The 18832-nt window shown below is 63.7% G+C and carries 18 protein-coding genes; 8 read left to right on the top strand and 10 right to left on the bottom strand.

Annotation, left to right across the window (positions count from 1 at the left end):
- Positions 1 to 14 precede the first annotated feature (14 nt).
- The 7 genes from AB5Y54_RS10345 to AB5Y54_RS10315 form a co-directional block, all read right to left on the bottom strand.
- Positions 15 to 1052, bottom strand: coding sequence for an IS630-like element ISAeme16 family transposase (locus AB5Y54_RS10345; RefSeq protein WP_041206064.1), 1038 nt, complete (start codon positions 1050 to 1052; stop codon positions 15 to 17).
- 597 nt (positions 1053 to 1649) lie between these two features.
- A complete protein-coding gene (gene trpA / locus AB5Y54_RS10340; protein WP_368153663.1) occupies positions 1650 to 2456 on the bottom strand; it encodes a tryptophan synthase subunit alpha in 807 nt (268 codons plus the stop codon).
- Positions 2453 to 3646 carry a tryptophan synthase subunit beta gene (gene trpB, locus AB5Y54_RS10335; RefSeq protein WP_202042250.1) on the bottom strand — a complete coding sequence of 398 codons (1194 nt, stop codon included), beginning with the start codon at positions 3644 to 3646 and terminating at the stop codon, positions 2453 to 2455. Before trpB ends, trpA begins: the two co-directional genes overlap by 4 nt.
- A gap of 188 nt (positions 3647 to 3834) precedes the next feature.
- Positions 3835 to 5340, bottom strand: a complete 1506-nt coding sequence (gene trpCF, locus AB5Y54_RS10330; RefSeq protein ID WP_368153660.1) for a bifunctional indole-3-glycerol-phosphate synthase TrpC/phosphoribosylanthranilate isomerase TrpF — start codon at positions 5338 to 5340, stop codon at positions 3835 to 3837.
- Positions 5340 to 6353 carry an anthranilate phosphoribosyltransferase gene (gene trpD, locus AB5Y54_RS10325; protein ID WP_010673697.1) on the bottom strand — a complete coding sequence of 338 codons (1014 nt, stop codon included), beginning with the start codon at positions 6351 to 6353 and terminating at the stop codon, positions 5340 to 5342. Before trpD ends, trpCF begins: the two co-directional genes overlap by 1 nt.
- 10 nt (positions 6354 to 6363) lie before the next feature.
- Entirely contained in the window at positions 6364 to 6963 is a 600-nt protein-coding gene (locus tag AB5Y54_RS10320; RefSeq protein ID WP_039039194.1) for an aminodeoxychorismate/anthranilate synthase component II, read from the bottom strand.
- Entirely contained in the window at positions 6956 to 8590 is a 1635-nt protein-coding gene (locus AB5Y54_RS10315; RefSeq protein ID WP_368153657.1) for an anthranilate synthase component 1, read from the bottom strand. Before AB5Y54_RS10315 ends, AB5Y54_RS10320 begins: the two co-directional genes overlap by 8 nt.
- 424 nt (positions 8591 to 9014) lie before the next feature.
- Between AB5Y54_RS10315 and AB5Y54_RS10310 the strand changes: the two genes are divergently transcribed.
- The 7 genes from AB5Y54_RS10310 (at position 9015) to tesB (ending at position 14795) form a co-directional block, all read left to right on the top strand.
- Entirely contained in the window at positions 9015 to 9896 is an 882-nt protein-coding gene (locus AB5Y54_RS10310) for a PHP domain-containing protein (protein ID WP_111896898.1), read from the top strand.
- 124 nt (positions 9897 to 10020) lie between these two features.
- Positions 10021 to 10641 carry an L-threonylcarbamoyladenylate synthase gene (locus AB5Y54_RS10305; protein ID WP_010673702.1) on the top strand — a complete coding sequence of 207 codons (621 nt, stop codon included), beginning with the start codon at positions 10021 to 10023 and terminating at the stop codon, positions 10639 to 10641.
- Positions 10634 to 11515 (top strand): ScpA family protein, encoded by an 882-nt coding sequence (locus AB5Y54_RS10300; RefSeq protein ID WP_279981548.1) that lies wholly within the window; start codon positions 10634 to 10636, stop codon positions 11513 to 11515. The genes AB5Y54_RS10305 and AB5Y54_RS10300 overlap by 8 nt, the downstream gene beginning before the upstream one ends.
- A gap of 41 nt (positions 11516 to 11556) precedes the next feature.
- Positions 11557 to 12249 carry an SMC-Scp complex subunit ScpB gene (gene scpB / locus AB5Y54_RS10295; RefSeq protein WP_041213209.1) on the top strand — a complete coding sequence of 231 codons (693 nt, stop codon included), beginning with the start codon at positions 11557 to 11559 and terminating at the stop codon, positions 12247 to 12249.
- A complete protein-coding gene (gene rluB, locus AB5Y54_RS10290; protein ID WP_039039190.1) occupies positions 12242 to 13165 on the top strand; it encodes a 23S rRNA pseudouridine(2605) synthase RluB in 924 nt (307 codons plus the stop codon). The genes scpB and rluB overlap by 8 nt, the downstream gene beginning before the upstream one ends.
- A gap of 213 nt (positions 13166 to 13378) precedes the next feature.
- Positions 13379 to 13750: an endonuclease domain-containing protein gene (locus AB5Y54_RS10285; RefSeq protein WP_045524070.1), complete on the top strand. Its 372-nt coding sequence runs from the start codon at positions 13379 to 13381 to the stop codon at positions 13748 to 13750.
- A 181-nt stretch (positions 13751 to 13931) separates the two neighbouring features.
- On the top strand, positions 13932 to 14795 hold the full coding sequence (gene tesB, locus AB5Y54_RS10280; protein WP_039039188.1) for an acyl-CoA thioesterase II: 864 nt from the start codon (positions 13932 to 13934) through the stop codon (positions 14793 to 14795).
- Between the two features lie 63 nt (positions 14796 to 14858).
- Here tesB and AB5Y54_RS10275 read toward each other — a convergent pair whose 3' ends face one another.
- From AB5Y54_RS10275 to AB5Y54_RS10265, 3 genes are all read right to left on the bottom strand, one after another.
- The gene (locus AB5Y54_RS10275) at positions 14859 to 16034 is read right to left on the bottom strand and encodes a dicarboxylate/amino acid:cation symporter (protein ID WP_042014198.1); all 1176 of its coding nucleotides are present in this window, start codon (positions 16032 to 16034) and stop codon (positions 14859 to 14861) included.
- A gap of 167 nt (positions 16035 to 16201) precedes the next feature.
- Complete coding sequence (locus AB5Y54_RS10270) at positions 16202 to 16765, bottom strand: class I SAM-dependent methyltransferase (protein ID WP_368153650.1); 564 nt, start codon at positions 16763 to 16765, stop codon at positions 16202 to 16204.
- A gap of 90 nt (positions 16766 to 16855) precedes the next feature.
- The gene (locus tag AB5Y54_RS10265; RefSeq protein WP_010673709.1) at positions 16856 to 17491 is read right to left on the bottom strand and encodes a TetR family transcriptional regulator; all 636 of its coding nucleotides are present in this window, start codon (positions 17489 to 17491) and stop codon (positions 16856 to 16858) included.
- 154 nt (positions 17492 to 17645) lie between these two features.
- Between AB5Y54_RS10265 and AB5Y54_RS10260 the strand changes: the two genes are divergently transcribed.
- A complete protein-coding gene (locus tag AB5Y54_RS10260; RefSeq protein ID WP_125117354.1) occupies positions 17646 to 18827 on the top strand; it encodes an efflux RND transporter periplasmic adaptor subunit in 1182 nt (393 codons plus the stop codon).
- Positions 18828 to 18832 lie beyond the last annotated feature (5 nt).

Below are 18832 nucleotides of genomic sequence, written 5' to 3'. Positions count from 1 at the left end.
CTAAATAGCTGATCCTAATTTCGCTCCAGTTGCATAAGCCCATGTCCATTACCGGGGAACGGGGCGGCATGATCCAGGAAGTAGAACACGCGACGTAATAACTCACCCAATGTGCGGCATTGGTGGTTCCGGGTGATCGTTTCATGGAGGGCATGCCACAGCCGCTCAATCTGGTTCACCCATGGCGAATACACCGGCTGAAAAAGCACGATGAACTTCGGATTTTTTGCCAGCCATCGCTGTGCTTTTTTGCTCTTGTGGATGATGTAGTTATCCAGGATCAGCGTGATGCTCTTGGCGCGCCGATAAGTCCGCTTTAGTGTTTGGAGCAGTGACAAGAACAAGTCCGTGTCTTTGCTATCGCTCGCCACATAGGTCACGTTACCTGTTCCGGCATGCAGGGCGCCAGCGAGGTAATGTTTGCGATTCTGGCCCGGAGTTGCCACTTTCTTCTGCTTCCCTCGCATCATCCAGTCCGCCCCCAGCTTGGGATTTAGGTGGATATCCACCTCATCTTCATAGAACACGGGATGGTCCGCACTGCAGCGTCCCAAGGCCTCATTGATAGCGGCCATTTTCCGCTCTTTATGGGGATCGCGGATGTGCAAAGTGGGCGCGGCCCGGCGCCAGACAATCCCTAGCCTGGGCAGCCATCGCCGTATTGTTGAAGCATGCAATGTCAGGCGCCAACTCCGTTTGAGTTCAAGCGCCATCAGTTCGGTACTCCAACGCGAGCGCTGATATCCGAGCTCCTGTGGAGACAACTGGATCAACAGCTGTAATAGACCCGAGATGTGAGCAAATGGCAGCACCGGCTTGCGCCCCCGAGGCTCGCTTTCAAGCCCCTCCAGACCGTACAAGGTGTACCAGTTCACCCAGCGATTGATCGATGACCGGGCGGCGGCTGTGAGCCGAGAAACAGCCGAGACACTGTGCCCGTCAGCAAGGAGCAAGATGGCGTTGAGCCTCCGGCAGAGATCTTTATCTTTGGTCCGGTGCATCTTGTTGATGATCCGGCGTCGCTCATCATGGTCGGGGAGTGTTAGTATCATTTCGGGCTCGGCTCGTTTGTCGTTTGATTGGTTTGGCGATTAATCAGATCGCACAAACGACGCCGAGTTCCCTTCTTTCCCGGATAAGTGATCTACATTTCGGAACGGTTATTTAGTTAGTGTCAGCAAGGCTACCGCCCCTGAGTTACAGCTCCCAGTCCGCTGCTTTTAATCCTCGAGATATCAACAATTGCTGCCATGACGCTCTTCCGGAAGGTTGATTGTCGTTTGGCTATCTTAAGGGCGAGTGTGAATAGTTGAGAAGAGGGTTTTGGCGGGAATCTGAGCAGGATCAACAAATTAGTCATTAGTAGTGTTCAATGTGAGCAAATTGGGTTGCCGTAAACTTCCCTCACCCCAGCCCTCTCCCAAGGGGAGAGGGGACAAAGACGTCGAGAGCGGCAGCAAGCAGGAAAGAGAAAGGGAGCCGGTCAGGCTCCCTTTGATGCGTTGATAGGGTGATGCAACGATGGCCGCTATGCCGCTATGCCGCTATGCCGCTATGCCGCTATGCCGCTATGCCGCTATGCCGCTATGCGTAAGGCGGATACGCAGCCGGACCATTCACGGCCAATGGCATCTGACCCATGCCGCTCCTTATCGATTGGTCGCGGCCTTCATCCCTTCCACAAACTCCTTCAGACGAGTGAGCATATGCTCCGGGTTCTGGTGGTGGGTCTCGATGATCTTCACCACGGCGGAGCCGGAGATGGCACCGGCGGCGCCAGCGGCGATGGCCTCACGCACCTGAGCCGGTTCGCTGATGCCAAAGCCGAGCAGGGCGGGGGGGGCATTGAACTCGCGCAGGGTGTTGATGAGGCCCTCCACCGGCATGCCGGCCTTGGTCTCGGCACCGGTCACGCCGGCGCGGCTCACCAGATAGGTGTAACCGGAGCCGAGCTCGGCAACGGCCTTGAGCGTCTCGGCATCGCCGTTGGGCGGGGCGATAAAGATGCTGTCGATGCCGAACCTGTCGGCCGCCGCCTTGTAGGGCTCGCACATCTGCACCGGCACGTCCGCCACCAGCACCGAATCCACACCGGCTTGCTGGCACTTCTCGTAGAAGCCGTCGATGTGGCGCACATAGACCAGGTTCGCGTAGACCAGGAGGCCAATGGGCAGCTGTGGGTACTTGGCGCGGATGCGGCCGAGCAGGCCGAAGCAGTCGTCCGGGGTGGTGTGGCTGGCAAAGGCTCGCAGGGCGGCGCCCTGAATGGTGGGGCCGTCCGCCACCGGATCGGAGAAGGGAATGCCGAGTTCGAGGGCATCGGCGCCCCCTTCGACCAGGGCATCGACGATGGCCAGGGACAATTCGGGGGTGGGGTCACCCAGCATCACGAACGGCACGAAGGCGCCCTGATTGGCCTTGTCCAGACGGGAGAAGAGTTGTGCGTAACGGTTCATGACAAGGTTCCTTCTTTTTCAAAGATGTCGGCAACGGTGAAGATGTCTTTGTCGCCACGGCCGGAGAGGTTGACGATGAGCACCTGCTCTTTTTCCGGTTCACTGCGGGCCATCTTGAGGGCGTGGGCCAGGGCGTGGGAGGACTCCAGCGCCGGGATGATGCCTTCGGATTTGGCCAGTTCCTGGAAGGCGTCCAGCGCCTCCTTGTCGGTCACCGAGGGGTACTCGGCGCGGCCGATGGCGGCCAGGTGGGCGTGCTGGGGGCCGACGGAGGGGAAGTCCAGCCCCGCCGAGACGGAGTAGGACTCCTGGATCTGGCCCTGGTTGTCCTGCATCAGGAAGGAGTGCATGCCAAAGAAGACCCCCTTGCTGCCGTGACCGAGCGGCGCGCCGTGCTCGCCGCTCTCGATGCCGTGACCACCGGGTTCGACCCCGATAAGGCGCACCGACGGCTCATCGATAAAGTCCGCAAACATGCCGATGGCATTGGAGCCGCCGCCGACGCAGGCGATCACCGCATCCGGCAGGCGCTCTTCTTTTTCGAAGCACTGGGCCTTGGCCTCTTCCCCGATCATCTTCTGGAACTCCCGCACGATAGTGGGGAAGGGGTGGGGGCCGGCGGCGGTGCCGAGCAGGTAGTGGGCGGTTTCATAGTTGGCAGCCCAGTCCCGCAGCGCCTCGTTGCAGGCATCTTTGAGGGTGCTGGAGCCGGAGTGCACCGGGATCACAGTGGCACCCATCAGCTTCATTCGAAACACGTTTGGCTTCTGGCGCTCGCAATCCTTGGCCCCCATGTAGACACGGCACTTGAGGCCGAGCAGGGCGCAGGCCAGCGCCGTCGCCACACCGTGCTGACCGGCGCCGGTCTCGGCGATGATCTCGTGCTTGCCCATGCGCTTGGCGAGCAGGGCCTGGCCCAGCACCTGGTTGGTCTTGTGGGCGCCGCCGTGCAGCAGGTCTTCACGCTTGAGGTAGAGGCGGGTCTTGGTGCCCCTGGTCAAATTGCGGGTCAGGGTGAGCGGCGTCGGGCGACCGGCGTACTCGGTCAGGAGCGCCTGAAACTCGGCGACGAAGGCCGGATCATCCTTGGCATCGACGAAGGCCTTCTCCAGCTGGAGCAGGGCGGGGATGAGGATCTGGGGCACATACATGCCGCCAAATTCACCAAAAAACGGATTGAGCAGGGTCATGGTTATCTTCCTTTACATTCTGCAATTGAGATCAGGTATGAGCCTTGTCGGGCTGAGGCGTATGGCTGGGGCACATACATGTCATCGACGAAATTCACCAAAAAACGGGTTGAGCAGGGTCATACATTATTCCTTGTGCTTATGGGCAAACGCAGTTCATTAATTCGTTGAATGAGTCACGGGGGCGCTCACAGTTGGCGCAGGGCGCCAAAGGCCGCCGCCAGCTTGTGAGCATCCTTCCTGCCCGGGGCACTCTCCACCCCGGAGTTGAAATCAAGGCCCACACAGCCCACCCGGGCGGCCTCGAGGGCGTTGTCGGGGTTGAGGCCCCCCGCCAGCATCAGCCGGGCTTTATCGAGGTGGGCCAGCAGAGTCCAGTCGAACGCCTGGCCGGTGCCGCCGCTCTGGCTGCCGACTTTCGTATCCAGCAGCAGGCGATCCGCCGGGTAGTCGAGGGCGGGCAGGGGCTCGCCGCTCGTTATTCCTACGGCTTTCCAGATCTGGCAGCCTGCCGGCAGCAGCGCGCGCAGGGTCTCGATATAGGCGGCGTCTTCATCCCCGTGCAGTTGCACGGCGGCGAGCCCCAGCGCATCCACCGTCTTGGCGATGGTGGCGGGCTGGGCATTGCGAAACACCCCGACGTAAGAGAGCGGCGCGCCCGCCATCACGGCGCGGGCGGCGGGAATGTCCACGTAGCGCAGGCTTTTCGCCACAAAGATGAGGCCGCCGAACACGGCCCCCGCCTGATGGGCGGCGGCGGCGTCCTCGGGACGGGTCAGACCGCACACCTTGTTCTGGCCGAGCACGAGCTTGCGCACCGCGGCCTCCAGATCCGGCTCCGCCATGAGGGAAGAGCCCACCAGGAAGCCCTTGGCGTGGTGGCGCAGGGCCGCCACCTGGGCGCGGTGGTTGATGCCGGATTCGCTGATCACCACCCGATCCCCCGGGATCCTGGCCGCCAGCTGCCGGGTGCGGGCGAGATCGACGCTCAAATCCCGCAGATCCCGGTTGTTGATGCCAATCACCGGGGCGCCGAGGTCGATGGCGCGGGTCAGCTCCTCCTCGTTGCTCACCTCGGTGAGCACCCCGAGGCCCAATTCTTTTGCGACCGCAAACAGGGCACGATACCCCTCGTCGGTGAGCACCGAGAGCATCAAGAGGATGGCGTCCGCCTGATAGTGGCGGGCCAGATAGACCTGATAGGGGTCAATCATGAAGTCCTTGCAGAGCACCGGCTGCTGGACGCGGCCCCGTACCCGGGGCAGGAAGGCGAAATCCCCCTGGAAGAACTTCTCGTCCGTCAGCACCGAGATGGCGGTGGCGTAGTGGCCATAGATGTCGGCGATGGCCTCCGGGCTGAAGTCATTCCGGATCAAGCCCTTGGAGGGGGAGGCCTTCTTGCACTCCAGAATGAAGCGGGTGGAGCCTTGGCGCAGATCCCCCTCGAAATCCCGATCGCTCGGGGTGAGCGCGTCCTGGAAGCTCGCCAGGGGCTGGCTCTCCTTGCGGGCGGCGACCCACTCCTGCTTGGCCGCCACGATCTTGCCGAGAATGGTCTGGCTGATGGAGGCCATGTTCAGAAAGGCGTGGGGAGCAATGACATCTGACATCTCGTTATCCTTGCGAAGCTGGCTGTTGCCCGTCGGGCGTTCTGGGTGAGTGCCCCTGGGGCACGCTGTGGTGGTGGCTGACATCATGCCTCCTGATGGCTCAGGGTGGCGAGATCCCGGGCGAGGAGGGCGGCCTGGCCGCTTGCCAGCACCGCCAGCACCCGGGCGGCGGCCTGCCTGAAGTCCGGGGCCTCGCCCGCCATGACCAGGAGCGGCGCCACGTTGGCGGCGATGGCGGCGTTGTGGGCCGGACTGCCGCGCCCTTCCAGGATGGCGGCGGTGATGGCGCGGTTCTCCTCGGGCTCACCGCCCTGGATGGCGCTGACCGGGTAGGTGTCGAGGCCAAAGTCCGCCGGGGTGAGCAAGTACTCGCGAATTTCGCCGTCGCGGATCTCCGCCACCTGGGTCGGGCCGTGGATGGCAATCTCGTCGAGGCCGGCGCCGTGCACCACCATACCGGTTTTCAGGCCGAGTGCCAGCAGGGTTTCGGCGATGGGGCGCACCAGCTCGGGGGCATAGACCCCCATCAGCTGGAAGCTGGGGCGAGCGGGGTTGATGAGCGGCCCCAGCACGTTGAACAGGGTGCGGGTCTTGAGGGCCTGGCGCACCGGCATGGCATGGCGCACCCCGGCGTGGTACTGGGGGGCGAACAGGAAGCAGACCCCGAGCTCGTCCAGGCAGCGGCGGGCCTGAGCCGGGCTCATGTCGAGCTTGATGCCCATTTTATCGAGCAGATCGCTCGACCCCGACTTGCTCGAGACCGAGCGGTTGCCGTGCTTGGCCACTTTCAGGCCGCAGGCGGCGGCCACCAGGGCCGAGGTGGTGGAGACGTTGATGGTGTTGAGGCCGTCCCCTCCGGTGCCGACGATGTCGCAGAAGGCATAGTCCGGGCGCGGGAAGTCGCGGGCTTCGGCCAAGAGCGCCTCGGCGGCGCCGGCGATCTCCTCCGGGGTCTCCCCCTTGATCTTGAGGGCGGTCAAAAGGCTCGCGAGCACGATGGGATCCACTTCACCACGAACCACCTGGCCGAAGGCGTCGCGGGCGGCGTCGCGGGTGAGAGACTGACCCTGATAGAGGGTGTTGAGATGTTGATGCATGGTCTCTTCCTTACCGCACGTGGCTTTCTGGACGGGTGACATGGGCGAGGGCCTGGGTGAGCAGACGGGCCCCTTCGCTGGTCATGATGGATTCCGGGTGGAACTGGAAGCCCAGCACCCGCTCGTCACGCTGCTCGATGGCCATGGGCATGCCCTGATAGTGGGCAATCACCTGCAACTCTTGTGGCACATAGGTGGCCACCAGGGAGTGGTAGCGGGCCACCGGCAAGGGGCTCGGCAGCCCCGCGAAGGCGCCATGGCCGTTGTGCTCAATCAGCGAGCGCTTGCCGTGGACGATTTCCCCCGCCGCCCCGACGGTGCCGCCGTAGGCTTCGCACAGGGCCTGATGACCGAGGCAGATGCCGAGGATGGGCACCCGGCCCCGGGCCAGCTTGATGAGATCGATGAGGCAGCCCGCCTCATGGGGAGCGCCCGGCCCCGGGGAGAGCACCAGCACGGCGTCCCCTTCGCAGGCGTCGATCTCCTGCATGATGCGGCTCGCCGGCAGGCTGTTGCGGTAGATGCGCACCGGGTAGCCCAGGGTGCGGAACTGGTCGACGAGGTTGTAGGTAAACGAGTCGAAGTTGTCGAGCAGGAAGATGTTAGTCATGGCTCACGTCCTTGTGTTGTTCCTGCTGGGTGCTGAGGGCCTGCAGGGAGGTGCCATGGCTGGCAGCGATGGCGGCCAGCACGGCCGCCGCCTTGGCGCGGGTCTCGTCCGCCTCGGCCTGGGGTTTGGAGTCATAGACCACCCCGGCGCCGGCCTGGACATGGGCGACCCCCTCTTTGACGAAGGCGGAGCGGATGACGATGCAGGTGTCCATCTCCCCTGCGCCGTTGAGGTAACCCACGGCGCCGCCGTAGCTGCCGCGACGCTTGCCTTCCACCATGCGGATGAGCTCGCTGGCGCGCAGCTTGGGGGCACCGGTCAGGGTGCCCATGTTCATGCAGGCCTGGTAGGCGTGCAGGGCGTCAAGGTCGGCGCGAAGGGTGCCCACCACCCGGGAGACCAGGTGCATGACGTGGCTGTAGCGATCCACTTTCAGCAGATCCTTGACGTAGCGGGTGCCGGGGGCGGAGATGCGGGCGATGTCGTTGCGACCCAGATCCACCAGCATCAGGTGCTCGGCCACCTCTTTCTCGTCCTGGCGCAGCTCCAGCTCGATGCGGCCGTCCAGATCCAGGTTGATGCTGCCGTCCGGGTTGAGGCCGCGGCGGCGGGTGCCGGCGATGGGGTACATCTCCACCTGGCGGCTGTTGGCGCAGAACTTGACCGCGCTCTCGGGGGAGGCGCCAAACAGGGTGAAGCCCTCGTCCTGCACGTAGAACATGTAGGGGCTGGGGTTGGTCTGCTTGAGGCGGCGATAGGCGGCGACGGGATCCGGGCAGGGGAGGGAGAAGCTGCGGGACGGCACCACCTGGAAGATGTCACCACGGCGGATGAAGCCCTTGAGCTTCTCGACCTCGGCGCAGAACTGCTTGTCCCCCTTGTCGACGGCCAGGGCGCCGGTCAGCGGCGCCGTGCCCTGTGGCGCAGGCAGCGGCTGCTGACAGGCCTGTTTGAAGGACTCGAGGCGAGCGGTCAGGCGGGCGTAGCGCGCGTCCAGCTGCTCATCCTCTTCGCCGCCGAACAGGCAGGCCAGCAACTGGGTACTCTGCTTGATGTGGTCGATGGTGATCAGGGTCTCGGCCACATAGAAGCAGTAGTCAGGGCAGTCGTTGCTCCCCTCTGGCACCTCGGGCAAGTCTTCAAAGGAGGCGATGAGGTCGTAGGCGAAGCTGCCCGCCATGAAGAGGGCCTCTTTGCCCTGCGGGCATTGCAGCTCCCGCTGCAGGGTGCGCAGCACGTCCAGCACGCTGCTGCCCTTGAGGCGGCTGTCTTCGTCAAGCTCCCGATCGGACGCCGGGAAGTCGAGGTGCAGCTCGTCCGCCACCCGGGTCTGGGTGATGACGGTGGGCAGGCGCTGCTCCAGCAGGCGCAGCAGGGCGGCGCCGTTGTCGCCGAGGGGGCGCACCTGCACGGCGCGGCCGCGGCACTCGATGCGCAGGCAGGCGTCCACCAGCAGCAGGCTCTGGGTGCCGGCCTTGGAGTCGATCTCCACCGATTCGAGCAGCAGGTTGTTGGGTCTGTCCTGGCAGAGTCGGGTATAGAGTGCCAGGGGGTCTGTCACATAGGGGGCATTGAGCCGGATGGTATCGAATTCGCCCAGGGGCAAACGGGTCTTGTTGCCTGTCATAATGCCTTCCCTTGCATGTGTTGTGTGTCACCGATGGTCATGGCGCTGTCTCTCTTGAAAATGGGTCGGGTTCGGGTCACGTCAGCGAGTTCGCCATCGCCATGTCAGTGTGCTTCTCTGAATTGTCGGTTTCATCACAGGTCCATTTGCCGGATAATAAAAAAGCCCGCTGGGGTCAGCGGGCTTTTTCTTTGGGTTCTTAACTTGCTGTCAGATTACAGGTACAGCAACGACCACACGCCCGCATGTCAGGGAGTGTGCCACCACCAGATGGTCAGGATGGAAGTCGCTTGCATGAGATTGAGTCCTGTAAAAAGATGTTTGCAATGAAGTGCCTACAGAAAACGATAAAGCCGCGGCCAAGTCAAGTCGCTTTTTTGCCGGCCTTTTCCAGGCAGGTCCCAAACAAGAGCGAAACACGCCGATGAGATTCGATCTTCATTGCCACACCACCGCCTCGGACGGGGTGCTGAGCCCCGCCGACCTGGTGCGCCGCGCCGCCGAAAAAGGGGTGGAGGTGTTAGCGGTCACTGACCACGATACCCTCGACGGGCTTGAAGAAGTGCGCCAGACCATCTTGGCCGACCAGTTGCCACTGCGCCTGGTGAGCGGGGTGGAGATCTCCACCGGGTGGGAGCATCACGAGATCCACATCGTGGCCCTCGGGGTGGACGAGAAAAATCCCCAGTTGCTCGCCTTTCTGGCAGGGCAGCGGGCTCGCCGGGAGGCGCGCGCCGAGGAGATCGGGCGTCGTCTGGAGAAGTGCCTCATCCCGGGCACCTATGAAGAGGCCAAGCAGCTTGCCGGTGACGCCGCCGTGACCCGGGCCCACTTTGCCCGGGTGCTGGTGGCGCGCGGGGTGGCCGACAATATGCAGAAGGTGTTCAAGAAGTACCTGAGCCGGGGCAACAAGGGCTATGTGCCCGCCGAGTGGCCCGGGATGGGGGAGGCCATCGAGGCCATCCACGCCGCAGGCGGGCTGGCGGTGCTGGCCCACCCGAGCCGCTACAATCTCACCGCCAAGTGGATCAAGCGGCTGCTGGTGGCCTTCAAGGCCGTCGGGGGGGATGCCATGGAGGTCTCCCTGCCCCAGCAGAGCCCACAGGAGCGGGCGAATCTCGGCCAGTGGGCCAGGGAGCACGATCTCTATATTTCGGTGGGGTCCGATTTTCACTTCCCCTCCAACTGGACCGAGCTTGGCCGCCACCTCTGGCTCCCCAAGGAGGGGATGCCGCTGTGGCTCGGTCACCCCGGTCATTTCGGGCTCACCCCCGAGGAGCATGCGGGCCTGCTGGCCAGCCGCTGACCCCCGGGCTGGCATCTTTGATGCAGGCGAGTCTGCGTCAAACAGGTTAAGGTAGTGTCATGGGCCAAGGGGCCCTTGACCATGAAGCGGGCAACGAGCGTGCCCCCTATCGCGAGAAGAGCATATGAGTCAGCATTTTTACGTACATCCCGACAATCCCCAGGTTCGCCTCATCAGCCAGGCGGTGCAGATCCTGCAAAACGGCGGCGTCATCGTCTATCCCACCGACTCCGGCTACGCCCTGGGCTGCCAGATGGGCAACAAGGATGCCCTGGAGCGCATCTGCCGCATCCGTCGCATCGAGCCGAACCACGACTTCACCCTGGTGTGCCGGGATCTCTCGGAGATCTCCACTTACGCCAAGGTGGACAACACCGCCTTCCGGCTGGTCAAGAACAACACCCCCGGACCCTACACCTTCATCTTCAAGGCCACCAAGGAGGTGCCGCGCCGCCTCATGAACGAGAAGAAGAAGACCATCGGCATCCGGGTCCCGGCCAACAACATCGCGCTGGCCTTGCTCGAGGCCCTCGGTGAGCCGCTGCTCTCCACCACTCTGATCCTGCCGGGCTCCGAGATGGCGGAGTTCGACCCCGAGGAGATTGCCGACAAGCTCGGCAAGCAGCTGGATCTGGTGGTCAACGGCGGGTATCTGGGCGAGCAGCCCACCACTGTGGTGGACTTCTCCGACGACGAGCCCGTGCTGCGTCGCCGCGGTGCCGGGGATCCGACGCCATTTGAGTGATCTTGCCGACCCCGTGCCCGCGCTGACAACCCCCGCGGGCACGACGGGGGACGCTTCCCTTCCCCCGCCCATCGCCACCGTGCTGGGGCAGCCCTACCATGAGCTGCCCCAGGACTTGTTCATCCCCCCCGATGCGCTGGAGGTGTTTCTCGACACCTTCGAGGGGCCGCTGGATCTCTTGCTCTACCTCATCCGGCGCCAGCAGCTCGACATCCTCAACCTGCCCATCCTGCAGATCACCGCCCAGTACATGGAGTACGTGGAGCTGATGCAGGGTCTCAACCTCGAGCTGGCGGCGGAATACCTGCTGATGGCGGCCTGGCTCGCGGAGATAAAGTCCCGCCTGCTGCTGCCCAAGGCCCCGGAGCTGGAAGACGAGGAGGAGGGAGAAGACCCTCGCGTCACCCTCATTCGTCGCCTGCAGGAGTACGAGCGCTACAAGCTGGGGGCGGAGCGGGTCAATGCCCTGCCGAGGGTGGAGCGGGAGATCTTCGTCGCCGCCGCCATGGCGCCGGATTTTGGTGCCTTGAAGCCATTGGCGCCCGATGTTTCTCTGGTTGAACTCGCCCTTTACATGCAAAGTGTGGTAAAACGCGCGACTCATTTTGAACATCACCAGATCCGCCGCGAGCAGATCCCGACCCGGGTACGGATGGCGGAGATCCTCGCCATGCTCTCCCTGGGCCAGACCCTGCGCCTGGAGCAGGTGCTGCGGGCCGAGGAGGGGCGCATGGGGGTGCTGGTGACCTTCCTGGCCCTGCTGGAGCTGTGCAAGGAACAATTGATCTGGATCTTGCAGGCGGAGCCTCTGGGGCCCATCCATTTTGCCCTGGCGAGTCAGGGGAAGGGGGAGGAGCATGAGCATCTACACTGAGCGAGGGGCTGCGCCAGGGGCGCGGACCCGGGAGGTCCACCGTGGCGCTGCCTGCTGAACGATTGAAGACCCTGATCGAGGCGGCGATCTTCGTGGCGGGGCGTCCCCTCACGGTGAGCGAAATCAAGGGCAGCGTGCTCTCGGACTACCCGGTCACCGGCCGCTATGTCCAGCTGCTGCTGGCAGAGCTCAGACAGGATTACAGCGAGCGGGGGGTCGAGCTCAAAGAGGTGGCCTCCGGCTGGCGTTTCCAGGCCCGCCAGGAGTATGCCGAGGAGCTGTCGCGCCTGTGGAGCGAGCGGGCTCCCCGTTATTCCCGCGCCGTGATGGAGACGCTGACGCTGATTGCCTATCGTCAGCCCATCACCCGGGCGGAGATAGAAGCCATCCGCGGGGTGGCGGTGTCGAGCCAGATCGTCAACACCCTCAAGGAGCGTGGCTGGGTGCGCAGCATCGGCCACAAGGAGGTGGCGGGTCGCCCCGAGCTGCTCGCCACCACCCGTGAATTTCTGGACTATTTCAACCTGCAGAGTCTGGAGCAGCTCCCCGAGCTGGATCCCGAGCTGCAGGCCCCCTTGTCGCTCATGCCGGGCGAGGGCGGTGACGGTCAGCCTCTGGCAGGCCGTGCTGAGCATGAACATGGTGGGGAGACCAACGGGGCCTTCCCACAAGAGCCAAGGTTGTCCGCGATGTCGGCGGGCAGCGATCAACAATCAGGTAAACCCGATGAGTGAAAAACTGCAAAAAGTATTGGCCCGCGCGGGTCAAGGCTCCCGTCGTGAGATGGAGGCCCTGATCACCGCAGGTCGGGTCAGCGTGGATGGCAAGGTCGCCACGCTGGGGGATCGCGTCGAAGTGAACGCCGTGATCCGGGTGGATGGCCACCAGGTCAAGACCCGCGCCGCAGAGGAAGTGATCTGCCGCGTGCTGGCCTACCACAAGCCCGAAGGGGAGATGTGCACCCGTCACGATCCGGAAGGACGTCCCACCGTGTTTGATCGTCTGCCCAAGATGGATGGCGCCCGCTGGATAGCGGTCGGCCGCCTCGACGTCAACACCTCAGGCCTCTTGCTGTTCACCACCGACGGTGAGCTGGCGAACCGCCTGATGCACCCGAGCCACGAAGTGGAGCGGGAATACGCGGTGCGGGTCTTTGGCGAGATCACCGAAGCCATGCTGCAGCGCCTGCGCAAGGGCGTGCAGCTGGAAGACGGCATGGCCAAGTTCAACAAGATCAAGCCGGCCGGCGGTGAAGGGCTGAACCAGTGGTTCAACGTCACCCTGACCGAGGGCCGCAACCGGGAAGTGCGCCGCCTGTGGGAATCCCAGGAAGTGCAGGTGAGCCGCCTGATGCGTATCCGCTACGGCGACGTCAAGCTGGATCGCGGGATCCCCCGCGGCGGCTGGCAGGAGCTGAAGTTGCCCGAAGTGAACTACCTGCGCGGCCTGGTCAACCTGCCCAACGAGACCGAATCCAAGGTCGATCTGCAGCAGGATGGCAAGAGCACCCGCCACAAGCAGGCCGCCCAGATCCGTCGCGCCGTGAAGCGCCACAAGGAGATGCAGGGCAAGGAGCCGCGCGCCCGTGCCACCACCGCCCGTCGCAAGCCGACCTCCTCCACCCGCAATTCCGGCACCGGCAGCAAGTAAGCCGCCGCCACGGGCCGCTCGCCCCCGACACGCCACAAGCCCGCACCCCAAGGTGCGGGCTTTTTTGTTTTCTGTTCCTGCCGGGCTCCTTGAGACTGAATCGCACAGGGGAGAGAAAGGGCCAGACAAGCTCCTCCCCCTTTTGAAGGGGGAGGCTGGGAGGGGGTGAGTAGTTGTTATGCTGACAGGGGTCATAGTCGGAGGAATACTGTCATGAACGAGAAGCCAGTTCGTGTTTTCAACCGCGAGGCCACGCTGGATAAACGGCGTGAACAGCGAAACAATCCAACAGAGCCTGAACGGCGATTGTGGCAGACGCTTCGGGCTGGGCAACTCGGAGTCAAGTTTCGCCGTCAGCAAGGTATAGGCCCATACATTGCGGATTTTTACTGCCCCGGGCGGTTGTTGGTCATTGAGGTTGATGGCGACAGCCATTTCGACATGCGGGGTCTGCGTCATGACAAGCGACGGGATGCCTACATGGCGGCCCTGTCGCTGACGGTACTGAGATTTAGCAACAGGGAGGTGATGGAAAATCTACCCGGGGTGGTTGTCTCTATTCGGGCATGGCTTGATCGCGTCTGACCCCACCCCAGCCCTCCCCTTGCCAGGGGAGGGGGCCAGAGTGCCCTCTGTACGGGCTGGAAAGCGTCATACACTTCCCTTTTTTGAAGGGGAGGTGGTTGCAGACGGGGATGTGCATCAGGATGGTTGCCCTGTCGGGACGGGCTTGTTAGCCTTTCGCGCACAAAGACAGGAGAAACCAATGAGCAAGGTACTGGATGAGCTGCTGGCGTTGCTGGCGCTCGAAAAGATCGAGGAGGGCCTGTTTCGGGGCCAGAGCCAGGATCTCGGGTTGCGATCCGTGTTTGGCGGACAGGTGATGGGGCAGGCCTTGTCAGCCGCCAAGCAGACGGTGGCAAGCGACCGCCAGGTCCACAGTTTCCACTCCTACTTCCTGCGCCCCGGGGATGCCAACAAGCCCATCGTCTACGACGTGGAGAACATCCGCGACGGCCAGACCGTCTCCACCCGCCGGGTCAAGGCCATCCAGAATGGCAAGCCCATCTTCTACCTCAACGCCTCCTTCCAGGTGGAAGCCGAGGGCTTCGAGCACCAGGCGAAGATGCCGGCCGGCATCACGCCCCCCGAGCAGCTCAAGAGCGAGCTGGAGCTGGTGCGTCCCTACGAGCAGATGATCCCGGCGGCCCTGCGGGACAAGATCCTGTGCGAGAAGCCCATCGAAATTCGCCCCGTGACCCTAGTGGACCCCATTCGCCCGGATGTCCACGAGCCCCTTCGCTACACCTGGTTCAAGGCCAATGGCCCGGTGCCGGACGATCAGCGGGTCCACAACTACCTGCTGGCCTATGCCTCCGACTTCCACTTCCTGTTCGCCGCCCTGCAGCCCCACGGGGTCTCCTACTGGGAGCCGGACATGCAGGTGGCCACCATCGATCACTCCATGTGGTTCCACCGGGAGTTCCGGCTGGACGACTGGCTGCTCTACGTGGTGGACAGCCCGAGCGCCAGCGGCGGTCGGGGTCTGGTGCGCGGCCAGTTCTTCACCCGGGATGGGGTATTGGTGGCGAGCACCATGCAGGAAGGGGTGATCCGCCGCCGGGGCTGAGACGCCCTCTTGCGCCAACGAAAAACGGGAGCCGATGGCTCCCGTTTTTTATTGCCTGCGCTATCAGGCTGCGTCCTGCTCGGTGCTGAGTGCTGGCTCGCCCCGGGCGAAGCGGTCGGCCCACAGGGCGATGACGCCGTCACCGGTGACGTTGCAGGCGGTGCCGAAGCTGTCCTGGGCCAGGTAGAGGGCGATCATCAGGGCGATGGAGGCCTCACCGAAGCCGAGCATGGAAGTGAGCAGGCCGAGCGCGGACATGACACCGCCACCCGGTGCGCCCGGCGCGGCAATCATGATGACGCCCAGCATCATGATGAAGGGCACCATGGTGCCGTAGCCCGGAATGGCCAGGTGTTCGGAGAGGAACATCACCGCCGTGGCGCAGGTCACCAGGGTGATGGTGGAGCCGCACAGGTGGATGGTGGCGCACAGGGGCACGGTGAAGTTGGCGATGCCGTCGCTCACGCCGTTGCGCTTGCTGGCTTGCAGGGCCACCGGAATGGTGGCGGCGCTGGACATGGTGCCAAGGGCGGTGAAGTAGGCGGGCAGCATGTTCTTGATGAGCATGACGGGGGAGCGCCCCTGAGCGAGGCCGGTGCCGACGAACAGGACGCAGAGCCAGATCCAGTGCATGACGATGGCCATCACCAGCACCACTCCGAAGGTCTTGAGGGTGGCGAAGACGGTGCCTTCCACCGTCATCTCGACGAAGACGCCGGCGATGTAGAAGGGGAGCAGGGGAATGATCACGCGTGCCAGCAGGCGGTCGATGATGTCACGGCCCTGATCGGCGACCCGGCGCAGGTCGGTGGCCTGGGTGGCGCTGATGCCGATGCCGAACACGAAGGCGGCGGCCAGGGCCGACATCACCCCGAACAGGGGCGGGATCTCGAGATTGATGTAGGAAGCGAGCTTGGTGGCTGCCTCGGCGGTGGGCTCGGCGGCCGTGGTCAGGTGCGGGATCAGGTGGCTCGCCACGGTGAAGGCGAACAGGCCCGCCAGTATGGTGGAGCAGTAGGAGAGCCCCACTGTCTTGCCCAGCAGCTTGCCGGAGTTCTTCGGCAGGCTGGCGATGCCGCTCATGATGAAGAAGAGGATGATGAGCGGGATGGTGAAGGTGATGAGCTGGCCTATCACCGTCTTGGCGGTGAAGAGTACGCGGGCGACCCATTCGGGGGCATAGAGACCGAGCAGCAGGCCGGCGAGGATACCGGCAACCAGATTGAGAACGAGTTTCATGGGGGAATCCAGGTGTTGGTGTCTGATTTGTTATTTAATTTTGATTTTAATGCCGCTTTTTAACACAAACACCGCATCTTGTCTGCTTTATGGTGGTTAACTCAGGGTTAAATATTGTTAACGGGCTGAATGCCGTGAGGTGTCACTGTCCCCGGGGGGGGCGCGGATCAGCGCCGCACCAGCAAGGCGTGCAGCCAGGGGCCGTTCACTTCATCTTCCGCCACCCAGCCATGGTGCAGGGTGAAGGGGAGGGGAGCGATCAGGCGTCGCAGCCCCGCCTCGTCGAGCCGGGTCTGCAGGGGATATTCCCCCGACCGTGGCAGCGGTTCGCCCTTCCCGTGGGGGAAGGAGGCGTAGAGGGGGCCCCCGGCCTTGAGCAGGGTGGCCAGATGACCGAGCGCCGGGGCTATCTCGTGTTCGGGCAGACAGGGGAGGGAGCCGCTGGCCCAGATGCCGTCATAGGGAACGACGCTTTGCATCTGCTCAAAGCGGCAGACCCGCACCGGCTGGCCGCACAGGCGCGAGGCGGCGGCGGCCAGCGCCCGGCTCGCATCGAAGGCGGTCACGGTGAGGCCTTGCTGGCGAAAGAGGCGCAGATCCTCTCCTGCCCCGCAACCGGCCTCCAGCAGATGACGGCCGCTGCCCAGCAGGGCCAGGAAGAGGGCATGGGCGCCTGCCACGAGGGCGGGGCGAGGGGCGGCGTCGTTCGCCGGCGCGGGGGCGTGTGGCAAGGGTGTCGGGCTCATCGTGGTGGGGGACGTTACTCTAGCAGGTTTGCCCCCGGCTGTTGAGCATTGGCGGGGGCGGCGCGTCTTGCCGACTCAGGGGTGGCGGCGAAGGGTGGGGCTCGCGATGAGCGTGAACAGGGTATCGAGGAGAAAGTCCGACTCCTCAATCAGATCGATGCGATCCGGGAAGTGCAGCCAGTTGATGATGTAGCCGTCCAGGGTGCAGTGGAGCAGGGTGGCGGCGCGGCGCAGATCCAGCCCCTCGGGCAGTTGGCCGCGACGCACGGCATTGGCCAGGGTGATCTCCAGATCCCGGAAGAAATTCATGGATTGCAGGTGCATGTGCTCGCGCATGACGGCGGCCTCTCCCTCCATGGATTCCAGATTGAACATGATGGTGAACATCTGCTGGTGGGCGGGCTCGGTGCTGATCTTGAGCATCACCTCCTTGAGAAAGCTGCGCAGCTTGCCCAGAGGATCCGGCTCCGCCTCGTCGACGCAGGCATCGAGCTGGTGGGAGAGGGGGGCACACAGCTCCTCCCACAGGGTGACGAACAGCTCTTCTTTATTCTTGAAGTGCCAGTAGATGGCGCCCCGGGTGAGGTCCGTCGCCTTGGCGATATCGGTCAGGCTGGTGCGCGCCAGCCCCTGTTGGCAGAAGAGATCCAGGGCCGTGCTCATGATGTTGCAGCGGGTTTGCTGCGCCTCTTCTTTGGTGCGTCTGGCCATTGACTCCGGTCCTGTTTAAAAGTGAAAAAAGTTTCTTACATACATTCATGAATGTATGTATATTGCCTCATCTTCGCCGTTTTACCAACAGGGGCCTTATAAACCCTGTGGTTTTGTCACTTCTTTTTGATTGAAACTGAGGTTCAGAGACTTGATGCATAAACATATTCTCGCACGTTCGGTCGGCCTTGCCTTGCTGGCAAGCGGCCTGCTGGCTGGCTGTGGTGACAAGGACGGGGCCCAGCAGGCCATGGGGGAGATGCCTCCCGCCGCCGTGGACGTGGTCACCCTCCATACGGCCCCCCTGCAACTGTTGTCCGAGCTCACCGGTCGCACCGCCCCCCTGCGGGTGGCCGAGGTGCGTCCCCAGGTGAACGGCATCATCCTCAAGCGCCTGTTCACCGAGGGGAGCGACGTCAAGGCCGGTCAGCTGCTCTATCAGATTGATCCCGCCGTCTATCAGGCCGAAGTGGCCTCCGCCAAGGCCAACCTCGCCAAGGCCGAGGCCAACGAGCGCAGCGCCCGCCTCAAGGCCCAGCGCTACGCCGAGCTGGTGAAGGTGAAAGCCATCAGCAGCCAGGAGTATGACGACGCCGACGCGGCCTGGAAACAGCAGCTGGCCGAGATCGGGGCCGCCAAGGCTGCGTTGCAGACCGCCAACATCAACCTGGCCTACACCCGCATCACGGCCCCCATCAGCGGCCGTATCGGCAAGTCGGCGGTGACCGAGGGAGCCCTGGTGACAGCCCAGCAGGCGGACAGCCTCACCTCTATTCAGCAGCTCGATCCCATGTACGTGGACGTGCGTCAGTCCACCGCCGACCTGCTGCGCCTCAAGCGCCTGGTGGCCGAGGGCAAGCTGACCCAGGGGGAGAAGGACGGGGCCGGTGTCAGCTTCCAGCTGGAAGATGGCAGCCAGTATGGCGAGAAAGGAGCCCTCCAGTTCTCCGACGTGACCGTGGACGAGGCGACCGGCATGGTGACCCTGCGGGTGATCGTGCCCAACCCGGATCAACTGCTGCTGCCCGGCATGTTCATGCGCGCCACCCTGCAGGAGGGCGAGCGCCCGCAAGGCCTGCTGGTGCCCCAGACTGCCGTGACCCGTACCCCCAAGGGCGGTGCCACCGTCATGGTGGTGACGGCGGACAACAAGGTGGAACTGCGTGAAGTGCAGGTCGGCCGCATGTCCGGCGACAGCTGGGTGGTGGAGTCCGGTCTCAAGGCTGGCGAGAAGGTGATCGTCGCCGGTCTGCAGAAAGTCAAACCCGGGGTCGTGGTGGCGCCCACTGAACGTGCCGGTAACAGCGCACAACAGACCCCGGCAACCAAGCAGTAGGATGG

Origin of the sequence: Aeromonas sp. s9 (genome assembly GCF_040907765.1) — a bacterium.
GTDB lineage: Bacteria > Pseudomonadota > Gammaproteobacteria > Enterobacterales > Aeromonadaceae > Aeromonas > Aeromonas caviae.
The sequence above is the reverse complement of the archived record's forward strand: the minus strand, read 5'-3'. Positions and strand labels throughout refer to the sequence as shown.